General features: G+C 65.2%; 7 protein-coding genes. All 7 read left to right on the top strand.

The window, feature by feature from the left end; genetic code table 11:
• Positions 1 to 249: 249 nt before the first annotated feature.
• Positions 250 to 1,578 carry a sugar MFS transporter gene (locus tag MRBLMU1_RS19180; protein WP_363504231.1) on the top strand — a complete coding sequence of 443 codons (1,329 nt, stop codon included), beginning with the start codon at positions 250 to 252 and terminating at the stop codon, positions 1,576 to 1,578.
• A 43-nt stretch (positions 1,579 to 1,621) separates the two neighbouring features.
• Positions 1,622 to 4,267 (top strand): TonB-dependent receptor, encoded by a 2,646-nt coding sequence (locus MRBLMU1_RS19175; RefSeq protein ID WP_363504228.1) that lies wholly within the window; start codon positions 1,622 to 1,624, stop codon positions 4,265 to 4,267.
• 27 nt (positions 4,268 to 4,294) lie between these two features.
• A complete protein-coding gene (locus tag MRBLMU1_RS19170; protein ID WP_363504225.1) occupies positions 4,295 to 6,880 on the top strand; it encodes a family 20 glycosylhydrolase in 2,586 nt (861 codons plus the stop codon).
• Positions 6,881 to 6,981: 101 nt separating this feature from the next.
• A complete protein-coding gene (locus MRBLMU1_RS19165; RefSeq protein ID WP_363504222.1) occupies positions 6,982 to 8,385 on the top strand; it encodes an ABC transporter substrate-binding protein in 1,404 nt (467 codons plus the stop codon).
• Positions 8,360 to 9,067, top strand: a complete 708-nt coding sequence (locus MRBLMU1_RS19160) for a response regulator transcription factor (RefSeq protein WP_363504219.1) — start codon at positions 8,360 to 8,362, stop codon at positions 9,065 to 9,067. Before MRBLMU1_RS19165 ends, MRBLMU1_RS19160 begins: the two co-directional genes overlap by 26 nt.
• A complete protein-coding gene (locus MRBLMU1_RS19155; protein WP_363504216.1) occupies positions 9,060 to 10,532 on the top strand; it encodes an ATP-binding protein in 1,473 nt (490 codons plus the stop codon). Before MRBLMU1_RS19160 ends, MRBLMU1_RS19155 begins: the two co-directional genes overlap by 8 nt.
• 197 nt (positions 10,533 to 10,729) lie before the next feature.
• Entirely contained in the window at positions 10,730 to 11,500 is a 771-nt protein-coding gene (locus MRBLMU1_RS19150; RefSeq protein WP_363504213.1) for a GIN domain-containing protein, read from the top strand.
• The last annotated feature ends 24 nt before the right edge of the window (positions 11,501 to 11,524 follow it).

The following is an 11,524-nucleotide window of genomic DNA, read 5'->3' as shown; positions in this document are numbered from 1 at the left end:
TTGACGACACAAGCCTGGATTTTGCCAAGTGTTTTGTAAAGATTTGCAAGCATGCATCGCGCATGTTCCCGGGCGGAAGAGGGCGCCAACGCGGGCTTTGTAAAGAAATGTAAGCGGTATTAAGTTCGAAAAATATCAATTCCGAATAAAAACAAAGACTTAGGTGCGATACGGGGAGCGCTGGCTTAACTGGTATTGCACTGGTAGCATGACTCATCGATAACTTGGGGGAGCCCCATGGAAATGAGTGTGAACACAACGGAGCAGCGACCAAGTGCCTCCTCGCGAACGGTCGTGGTCGGCATGCTGTTCGTGGGCCTGCTGTTTTTCATTCTTGGCTTCGTCACCTGGCTGAACGGATCGCTGGTCCCCTTTCTCAAGATCGTTTGCGGCCTGAACAACTTCCAGGCGCTGTGGGTCACGTTCGCGTTCTACATCGCCTACACGGTGATGGCGCTGCCGGCCGCCGCCGTGCTGGGACGGATCGGTTACAAAAAGGGCATGACCCTCGGGCTGGGCATCATGGGCGCGGGCGCCTTGCTGTTCATTCCGGCGGCGCGCAGCACGCATTACGAACTGTTCCTGGCGGCGCTTTTCACGCTGGCCACCGGCATGACGCTGATGCAGACGGCCATCAATCCCTACATCGTCCAGATCGGCGACCGCGACAGCGCGGCCATGCGCATCAGCATCATGGGCCTGTTTAACAAGGGCGCCGGCGTCGTCGTCCCATTGGTGTTCAGCTCGCTGATGCTGGCCGACATCGACAGTTTCTCGCACACCGCGCTGGCGACGCTGGAGCCGGCCGCGCGCGACGCCATGCGCGCCACCTTGGCCGAGCGGCTGGTGTTCCCCTACGCCTGCATGGCTGCGGTGCTGTTCGTCATCATGGCGTTCATCCATTTTTCCAATCTGCGCGACATTCCGCCCGAGGCGGACGACGCCACCGCCAACGTCGAGCGCACCGGCGTGCTGCAATTCCCGCAGTTGGTGCTGGGCGCGCTGGCCCTGTTCGGCTACGTCGGCGTCGAGGTGATCGCCGGCGACACCATCGGCCTGTACGGCCACGAGCTGAACGTCGCCAATTTCGGCGTGCTCACTTCCTACACGATGGTGTGCATGGTGCTCGGCTACGTGGTCGGCGTGGTGGCGATCCCGCGCTACCTGTCGCAGAAGGGCGCGCTGATGGTGTCGGCGCTGCTGGGTCTGGTGTTGACGGTCGGCGTCGCCACCGGCTCCAGCCGGTCGAGCGGCATCGCGCTGGTGCTGCTGGGCTGGTCCGGCGTGCCGCTGGTGCCGGACACGGTCATGTGCCTGGCGCTGCTGGGGCTGGCCAACGCGCTGGTGTGGCCCGCCATCTGGCCGCTTGCCCTGCAAGGTCTGGGGCGCTATACCGCCGCCGGGTCGGCCGTGCTGGTGATGGCCATCTCCGGTGGCGCCGTGCTGCCGCTGCTGTATGGCCGCTTGTCCGACGCGTCCGGTCCGCAAGCGGGTTACTGGCTGATGCTGCCCTGCTACGCGATGATCCTCTGGTACGCCGCCAGCGGCCACAAGATCCGCAGCTGGCGTGGCGCCTGATTATCGAAGCGGTTCTTTTTTTGAATAAAACCTGGAGAATCAAATGATGACGACGACCACCACCAAGCCGCAGTTGAAGAAAAAACTGTTACCCAAGCTGATCGCGCTGGCGCTGGGAGGCGCTTTCGCTCCGCATTTATATGCCGCCGATCCGGCGGGTGCGCAGGCGGCGCAGGTGGCCGAGGCCGCGCCGGTGGGCGATCCTGCGGTGGTCGAGGTGAAGGGCATCCGCGAACGCCTCAAGCGCAATCTGGCCGAGAAGCGCGACTCGGGCAACGTGATCGACACGGTGACGGCGGAGGAGGTGGGCAAGTTCCCGGACAAGAACGTGGCCGATTCGCTGCAGCGCGTGCCCGGCATTTCGGTCGACCGCACCTGGGGCGAGGGCCGCGACATCTTCGTGCGCGGCACCGACAAGAATTTGAATCTGACGCAGTTGAATGGCCAGGCCGTGGCCTCGGGCTACTGGTGGAAAAACGACTCGCAAAGCCGTGGCTTCAACTACGACATCCTGGCGTCGGAGCTTGTGGGCAGCATCGACGTCTATAAAAGTCCGTCGCCCGACCTGGACGAGGGCAGCATCGGTGGCCTGGTCAACGTCAAGACCCGCAAACCGTTCCAGCTCAAGCCTTTCGTGGCGCAGGTGTCGGCGGAAGCGACTTACAGCGAACTGCCGAAGAAGACCGATCCGCAGTTCTCCGGCCTGCTCAGTTGGACCAACGAGCAGAAGACCTTCGGCGCGCTGGTCGCCGTGAGCCAGCAAAAGCGCACGATGCGCCGCGACGGCCTGGAGAACTTCACCGATACGACCAAGTACAACATCGTCGACCAGAACGGCGCGGTCACGCCTGGCGCCTACGCGTCGTGGGGCGGCGGCACGCCGATCTTCCGCCAGGACCGCGAACGCACCACCGGCAACGTCACCTTGCAGGCGCGCCCGAACGCCAATACGGACATCTCGCTGAACTACATGAACTCCGATATGAGCATGGACAACAGCAACCAGAACTACCTGTGGCAAGCGGGTGGCCTGGTCGACGCGCAAGGGAACATCGCCGTCACCGATCCGCGCTTCATCACCACGTCGGACGGCACCAAGGCGCTGGTCGGCGGCACCGTCGGTCCGACCAACGGCGTATCGTTCGAGCCGATTTTCCGCCAGTCCTACGTCAAATCCCAGGTGCTGGACCTGGAAGGCACCTATGACGCGGACAACTGGAAGTTCCACGGCCAGGCCGGCACCACCAAGGGCTCCGGCGGCAGCGATCATGACCGCAATTTCTGGTTCACCGGGAATACCCGCGCCACCTTCAACCTGGCGCCCGACACGTATGAGATCAAGTACCTGGATATGAATCCGCTCGATCCGACCAAACTGACCTTGCAAAGCACGCGCGACTGGATACGCCGCATGGAGACCAAGGAAAACTACGCACAGGGCGATCTGACGATAGACCTGGGCGGCGCCTTCTTCAAATCGATCAAGGTCGGCGTCAAGCTGCGTGACACCAAGGTGCAGAACCGCCGCGTCATCGGCACCAATGGTCCCGGCAATCCCGGCTGGGAGACGCTGACGCTGGCGGACCTGTCGACCGGGCCGTCGCCGCTGATCTCGCAGGAGGCGGCGAGCGCCGGCTCGCTGACGCAGTACGCGTGGGTCGATGACGGGCTGGCGTCGTCGAGGGGCTTCGCCATGTTCGACAAGGGCATGGTCTACGCCGAGGCGAAGGGCGAGTACTACCGCATCAAGGAGAAGATCTACGCCACCTACGTCCGCGCCGACTTCGCTGCGGGGCAGTGGCGCGGCGACTTTGGCGCCCGGCTGGTCAAGACCGACCAGACTTCGGAAGCCTACCAGGACCTGAACGGCAACGGCAATTACGTGTTGGGCAGCGTCTCGCGCACCTACAACGATGTGCTGCCAAGTCTGAACGCGGTGTACTCGGTGAGCAAGGATTTGCTGGTGCGCGGCGCGGTCGCCCGCGTGATGGCGCGTAACACCTACAGCGATTTGAGTGCCAGTACGGAAGTCAGCGGCACCACCAACGCCGCCACCGCCGGCAATCCCTTCCTGAAGCCATACCACGCCAACCAGGCGGAGATCGGCGCCGAGTGGTACTACGCCGACGCTTCGCTGCTGTCGGCGACGCTGTTCGCCAAAAAGCTCGATACCTTCATCTACTCGAAAAGCGCGCAGGAAAACGTCGCCGGCGTCACCCGCTCGGTTACGCGGCCTTACAACGCCGACAGCGGGCAGACCGTCAACGGCCTCGAACTCCAATGGCAGCAGGTGTTCGGCAGCGGCTTTGGCGCCGTCGTCAACTACACCTTCACCGACGCCAAGACCGGTGCCAACGCCAACGGCCAGAAGCTCAATGTGGTGGGCAACTCGCGCAACCAGGCCAATGTCAGCGGCTTCTTCGAGAAGGGCGGCTACAGCGCCCGGCTGTCGTACAACTACCGCTCCAAATCCTACGGCGGCCTGAATGAGGGCGGGCAGGATGTGACCAGCGCCTACGGCCAGTGGGACGCGTCGGCCAGCTGGGACGTCACGCCTAAAATCAGCTTGTACCTGACGGCGGTGAACATCGGGAATGAACTGATACGCACCAATACCACCGACGGCCTGCCGGTCGGCGTGTATGAGAACGGCGCCCGGTATAGTGTCGGCCTCAAAGCCAAGTTTTAATTACTCATCGTCACCCGGGGGAGCGGAATGCTGAAACGGAAAATGGCCGGCGGTATCGGACTGGCGTCGCTGTCGTTGTCGTTATTGATGGCGGTGGCGCCGGCCACGGTGGCGCTGGCGGCGGAGTTGACCCCGGCCGTCGCTTCCGTCCCCTCCGCCGGAGGCCACGGTCTGCGCCTGCGCTGGGAGCTGGAACGCAACGAGTTCAGTCCCCAAGCGCCGGGCGGCATCACGCATGCGCGTTTCATTCTCACTAATCTGGACAAGTATCCGTTGCCGTCCCAAGGATGGTCGCTTTACTTCAACTGCATGGACGGTGTCGCGACCGGCCCGCTGGCAGGCAATCTGACGGTGGAGAAGGTCGCGGGCGGCTTGTTCCGCATCCGTCCCGTCCCGGGTTTTGCCGGCGTGGCGCCGGGCCAGACCTTGAATGTGCCTTACATTCATCCCAACCTGGTGATCAAGCTGGCGAAGGCGCCGGCCGGCCCGTATCTTGTCTACGACAGCGCACCCGATCTGGGGCAGAACATCGTGGACTACGAACTGCTGCCCGTCGATCGTCCCGAACAACTCGACAAGGGCGGCAGCGGTGCCAAGGCCGTCGTCACGCCGCAGGACACCTACCGCCGCAACGCCAATGCCGATCCGCTGCCGGCGGAGGCGCTGCCACCGTTGTTCCCGACGCCGCTGCGGCTGGAACGGGGCCAAGGCCGGCTGCGGGCGACTGCGCAGCCGAAGCTGGTCGCGCCGGCCGCGCTGAAGACGGAGGCCAGTTTTGCGCGTTCGCTGTTTTCGCCGGCCTTGCCTGCCGCCGCCGGCACCGGCGCGGGCGCGCCGGAGCTGCGCCTGAGCATAGGCGCGGTCGCCGGTCAAACTTCTCCGGAAGCATACAGCCTGACCATCAAGGCCGATAGCGGCATCGCCATTGTCGGCAACAGCGCCGCCGGCGTGGCCTACGGCGTGCAATCGCTGCGCGACCTGATGCCTTTACCGGGCGCCGGCGGCATCGATTTGCCCGAGCTGACCGTCGTCGACGCGCCACGGTTTCCATATCGCGGTTTCCAGCTGGACGTCAGCCGCAACTTCCACACAAAACAAACCGTATTCAAGCTGCTGGACCTGATGGCCCGCTACAAGCTCAATACCTTCCACTTCCATCTCACCGACGACGAAGGCTGGCGGCTGGAGATTGCCGGCCTGCCGGAGCTCACCGGCATCGGCGCGGTGCGCGGCCACAGCGCGAAGGCGGGTGTGCGTCTGCAGCCGGCCTACGGCTCCGGCGGCAATCCGGACAACACCACCGGTACCGGCTACTACACCCGCGCCGATTACATCGAGATCCTGCGCTACGCCGCCGCGCGCCACATCGACGTGATCCCCGAGATCGAAATGCCGGGCCATGCCCGCGCCGCCGTGCAGGCCATGGAGGCGCGCTACCACCGCCTCAAGGCCGCCGGCAAACGCGACGCGGCGAAATACCTGCTCAACGACTTCGAGGATAAATCCGTCTACAGCTCTCCGCAGCATTACAACGACCATGTGATCAACCCCGGCCTGGAATCGAGCTTCACCTTCATCGAGCATGTGGTCGGACAGGTCGCCGCGCTGCACCGCGAGGCCGGCGTCAAGCTGCGCACCATCCATGTCGGCGGCGATGAGCTGCCGCACGGCGCATGGGAGAAATCGCCGGCCAGCCTGGAGGTCATGCGGCAGAAAAAGCTGGAGACCGTCGCCGACCTGTGGGACTACTTCTACGACCGTGTCGATGTCATCCTGCGCAAGCACGGCCTGTTCGCCTCCGGCTGGGAGGAGATGGCCGCGCGCTCCACCATGCTGCGCGGGCAGCATAAACTGATTCCGAATCCCCGCTTCACGCAGCGTGGCTTCAGCGCCTACGTCTGGAACAACACGGAGGGCGCGGAGGACTTCGCCTACCGGCTGGCCAACGCCGGCTACGACATCGTGCTGGCGCCGGTGACCAAGATGTACATGGATATGGCCTATAACGCCAACCCGGAGGAGCCGGGCGTTAATTGGGGCGACTACGTCGAGCTGGATACCGTCTACGACTTCATCCCGCTGGACTATCTGAAGAACGCCCCGCAGCCGGTGCCCGGCAAGGACGCCTTGACCGATTACGGCAAGCGCCGGATCCGTGGGCTGGAAGCGACTTTATTCACCGAGACGGTGCCGACCCCGGACCGCATCGACTACCTGGTCATGCCGCGCCTGCTGGCGATGGCCGAGCGCTCATGGGCGCCGGACCCCGCCTGGGCCACGGAAAACGATGCGGACAAAGCCGCCGTGCTGCACCGCGCCGCGTGGTCGGGTTTTGTCAACGCGCTGAGCCAGCGCGTGCTGCCGCGCCTCGACCTGGAAAAAACGGGCGTCAACTACCGCATCGCGCCTCCCGGCCTGCTGATCGAGGGCGGCCGGGTGCTGGTCAACCACGTCTTGCCGGGCATCGCGATGCGCTACACCACCGACGGCGCGGCGCCGGACGCCAACAGCAAACCGGTGACGGGACCGATCACGGAGAAGGGCGTCATCCGGGTCGCCGCCTTCGACCGCAACGGCAGGGCGGGTCTGGTGGCGCGCGTGGAAAACCGCTAGCTTGCCGGCCAAGCCGCCGGCATGACGGGCCGTCCCCGGAGGCGGTCATCTCCGTTATAATCATCGCACTGTTTTCTCAGGGATGATGAGTGATAGCGTCGATGGAAAAAGTACTCCCGCCCCGGTTAGGCCGGTTACGATTTCGTTCGAGCGCGCGCCGCGCATCCGCCATCCGCGCATTCACGTTCGTCCTGTTCGCCACCACGGCCTGTGCCGCCGACCGCGGCGCTTTATCGCCGGCGTCGGCGTCGCCGGTGTCGCCGCCACCGGCGCAGGCCCCGGCCAACACCTTGCAAGTGCTGCACTGGTGGACTTCCGCCAGCGAGCGCAAGGCGGCGGACTTGCTGGCCGCGCGCATGGCGGACGAGGGACTGGTGTGGAAGGACGCCGCCATTCCGGGCGGCGCCGGCATCGGCGCCGGCAAGGTGCTCAAGGGCCGCGTGCTGGCCGGCGACGCGCCGCAGGTCACGCAGATCATCGGCGCCTCCGTCGCCGAATGGGCCGAACTGGGGCTCCTGCTGGAAATCGACGGCGTCGCCAGCGCCGGCGATTGGAACGGCTTCCTCTTCCCAACGGTCCAAAAGCTGATTCAGCACCGCGGCCACGTGGTGGCGGCGCCGCTTGGCATCCATCGCGTCAACACGCTGTACTACAACCGCGCGCTGTTCGCACGGCTCCAACTCACGCCGCCGCGCACCTGGGCCGAATTCGAAGCCGCCGCCCGCAAGCTCAGGGCGGCCGGCGTGGCGCCGCTGGCGCAGAGCAGCGAGTCGTGGCAGGTGGCCGCGCTGTTCGAAAACCTGGTGCTGGCCGAGAGCGGACCGGAGTTCTATCGCGAGCTGCTGGTCAAGCGCAGTCCGGCGGCCGCCGCCGATCGCCGCACCGCCGAGGTGCTGGAACGGCTGCGCATCGTCAAGGGCTGGATCGGCCGCGAGATGGAGGAACGGCCCTGGCCCGAGGTGGTGCGCCAATTCGCGCGCGGCGAGGCGGGCATGATGATCATGGGCGACTGGGCCAAGCCGGAGCTGGCCGAACGCGGCATGACCCTGGACGAGGACTACGGCTGCGCCGCCGCGCCGGGGACGGCCAGGTACCACCTCTACAGCGTCGATACCCTGACGATGTTCGCCGGCGCCAACCGCCACAGGCCGGCGCAGGAAAAGATGGCGCGGGTGCTGGTGTCGCCGTCGGTGCAGGCCGATTTCAATGCGCTCAAGGGCGCCGTGTCTGTGCGGCGCGACGCCGACCCGGCGCGCATGGACGGCTGCGCGCGCGCCTCCTGGACCATCTTCGCGCAGGGCGCGGCGGTGCAGGCTCCCAGCTTGGTGCACCGCATGGCCTCCGACGAGGCCAGCCGCGACGCCATCATCGCCGAGGTCCACCGTTATTTTCTCGATGACAGGGCCACGCCGGCGCAGGCGCAGCGGCGTCTGGGCGCGCTGTTCCGACTATTCAACCTCAGAAGCCAAGGAGCACCCGGTGCGCAAGATACTGATCGTGGATGATGACCAAAAAACCCGCGTGCTGCTCAAGACCTACCTGGAGAAGAACCAGTACGAGGTGATTTTGTCGCACAACGGCGAGAGCTTCCTGGCCGAACTGCAGGCGCACGCCGACCAGCTGTCGCTGGTGATCCTCGACGTCATGCTGCCGGACACCGACGGCTTCGCGCTGTGCAAGCAGGTGCGCCAGCGTTCCAACGTCGCCATCATCATGTTGACCGCCAGCTCCGACGAAACGGACCGCATCGTCGGCCTCGAACTGGGCGCCGACGATTACATCGCCAAGCCGTACAGCCCGCGCGAGCTGCTGGCGCGCATCAAGGCCATCCTGCGGCGCAGCGCGGTCGAACCGCCATCGGCCCGATACTACCGCTTTGTCGGTTTCACGTTGGACCTGAAGGAGCGCAAGGTGGTGGACCGGGACGGCAACCCGGTGCTGCTGACCGGGCTCGATTTCCAGCTGCTCAAATACTTCGCCGAGCATCCGGGAGTGATCCTCGACCGCGGCGTGTTGTGCGAAGAGACGCGCGGGCGCGACGCCGGCCCGCTGGACCGTTCGCTCGACGTCCAGATCAGCCGCCTGCGGCTGCGGCTCAACGACGACGGCAAGCAGCCGGCCCTGATCAAGACGGTGCGCGGGGCCGGCTACGTGTTCTCGGCCGACGTCAGCGTTTCGCATGCGTAGACGGCTGCCCGCGCTGTCCATGTGGTTGCACAGGCTTTTGCCGCAATCGCTGCTGGGGCGACTGACCCTGGTGATGGTGGCTGGACTGCTGGTGACGCAACTCGCCGCCAGCATCATCTGGGCCAGCCAGCTGCGCGCCAAGGCCCAGGTGGAGGCGCAATCGGCGTCGCAGTACGTGGCGCACAGCGCGTCCGGTGCGATCCGGTTTTTCCGCAGCCTGCCGGCCAACTACCGCCTGCTGCTGATCCAGCAGCTGCGTGAGATGGGCGGCACGCGCTTTTTCGTCAACCTCAATCGAGCCTACGTGCCGGTCACGCGGATCGCCGAGCATCCGCTGGCACGCAGCGTCATCGACACCGTCGGCGCGACGCTCAAAAGCGACCTGCCGCATTCCCCCGGCTTCCACCTGGCGTTCGCGTGGCCGGATCAACTGGTGGTGTCGGAAAACGACGTCCACCTCAGCGACCTGCCGGACGCCTGGGTGCAGCACATCCTGCTGCTGCAGCCCGACCCCGCGCCCATCTTGGTGATACAGACGGAGATCGAACCTGGCAACTGGCTGTACATGGCGGCGCTGATGCCCAACCCGTACTTCTTGAGCAGTAACGATCCGCTGGCGTGGGACCGCCTGGCGCTGCAAGGGCTGTCGCTGGCGGCCGTGCTGCTGCTGTGCCTTCTGGTGGTGCGCTGGATCACGCGTCCGCTGGCGGCGCTGTCGGAAGCCGCCGCCGCCTTCGGCAACGGCCAGGACGACCGCGCGCCGCCGCTGCCGGAGACGGGCAGCCGGGAATTCATCAACACCGCGCGCGCCTTCAGCGCCATGCGCGAGCGCATCCAGCGCTACATCGAGGACCGCGACCGGCTGTTCATCTCCATCTCGCACGACCTGCGCACGCCGATCACGCGCCTCAAGCTGCGCTCCGAGCTGCTCGACGACGAAGTCCTGCGCAACGAGTTCGAAGAGGACCTCGATGAACTGGACATGATGGTCAAGGGCGCGCTGCAATGCGTGAAGGACAGCGACATCCACGAGAACCCGGCCGAGGTCAAACTCGACGCCATGCTGGGACGCCTGGTGCGCAGCGCGCGGCTGGCCGGGCACGAGGTGGGCTATCGCGACAGCGGCCTGTCGGTGCGGGCCAAGCCGCTGGCGCTCAAGCGGGCCATCGGCAATCTGCTCGACAACGCGCTGTTCTACGGCGACCGCGCCGAGATCGACGTGCGCGGCGAGAAGGGCGCGGTCGCCATCACGGTGCGCGATCACGGCCCGGGCGTGCCGGAGGAGGCCTTCGCCAGCCTGTTCGAGCCCTATGTGCGGCTCGAGCACGGCCGCGAGCAGAACGACGGCGGCATGGGCCTGGGGCTGGGCATCGCGCGCAGCATCATCGAGGCGCACGGCGGCGAGCTGGTACTGCAGAACCATCCTGAAGGCGGCCTGAACGCGACGATCCGCCTGCCGGCCTGAAAATCTCCCGGCTTCCACCATCGCCCATTCCCGTTTTTCGACGCCCGGTCGCCGTTTTGTGCAGTTCGTCGCAATCCGCGCCGGCGTTGCTCCAGCGATTGATATAGTGACCACATCCATCATGGGTGGTTGGCGGCCGTCGCTATTGTTGCTATATTGACCACTGCCAGCTTGTTAAAAAATATCAGAGGATTGAGATGATGACGAAGCTTTTCCAGTTTGGCCTCCTGTTTGCCGCGTTCTGTTCGCTGTTTGCCCGCGCCAGCGCCGCCGAGGAGAGCGAAACGCGCGTGGTGACGATCGACGCGCGCGTCGTGCGCGTCAAGCTCGACGGCGTGATCGACGTCAAAATGCGGCAGGGCGACATGCCCTCGCTGCGTATCACTGGAGACAAGCGCGACATGGAAAAGCTGAACGCGGCGCAAACCGGCGACACCTTATACCTCGACAGCGACAGCGGGCGGGGCGTCAAGGTCGGGCGATCTAGCGCGCGCGCCGAGCTGACCTTGCCGAGTTTGCGCGAGGTGGTCTGCGAGGGCGTCGGCACGACCGACATCAGCGGCTTCAGCGGAGACGAGCTGGCGTTGACGATGGACGGGGCGGGCAGCATGAGGGCGGTGGTCGACTACAAGGTTCTCAAGGCCAATCTGGGCGGCGTCGGCAAGATGCACCTGATGGTCGGCGAGAACGAGAGCGTCGAGCTCGACTTGCGCGGCGCCGGCTACATCACGCTCGGCGGGCGCAGCAAGTTGCTCAAGGCCACACTCGGCGGGTTGGGCGGACTCAACGCCCAGCAGTTCCAGGCGGAGTCGGTCAACGTCGACCTCAGCGGCCTGGGCAACGCCACCGTCCACGCCACGGCCAACGCGACATTGAACCTGAGCGGCCTCGGGTCGGTCATTGTCTATGGCAAGCCCCTGAACCGCAACGTCACCGTTGACGGCCTGGGCAAGGTAAGTTGGAAATAAAACCAAATAAACGTACCCACTTAT

The organism is Burkholderia sp. LMU1-1-1.1, assembly GCF_040675865.1.
In the GTDB taxonomy this organism is placed as follows: Bacteria; Pseudomonadota; Gammaproteobacteria; order Burkholderiales; family Burkholderiaceae_D; genus Rugamonas.
Note: the sequence above shows the minus strand (reverse complement) of the source record. Positions and strands in the feature narration are given on the sequence as shown.

Bases quoted from the DNA above. Each gene is read 5' to 3' on its own strand.
- MRBLMU1_RS19175 (WP_363504228.1), top strand. From the start codon at position 1,622: ATGATGACGACGACCACCACCAAGCCGCAGTTGAAGAAAAAACTGTTA.
- MRBLMU1_RS19170 (WP_363504225.1), top strand. From the start codon at position 4,295: ATGCTGAAACGGAAAATGGCCGGCGGTATCGGACTGGCGTCGCTGTCG.
- MRBLMU1_RS19165 (WP_363504222.1), top strand. From the start codon at position 6,982: ATGGAAAAAGTACTCCCGCCCCGGTTAGGCCGGTTACGATTTCGTTCG.
- MRBLMU1_RS19155 (WP_363504216.1), top strand. From the start codon at position 9,060: ATGCGTAGACGGCTGCCCGCGCTGTCCATGTGGTTGCACAGGCTTTTG.
- MRBLMU1_RS19150 (WP_363504213.1), top strand. From the start codon at position 10,730: ATGATGACGAAGCTTTTCCAGTTTGGCCTCCTGTTTGCCGCGTTCTGT.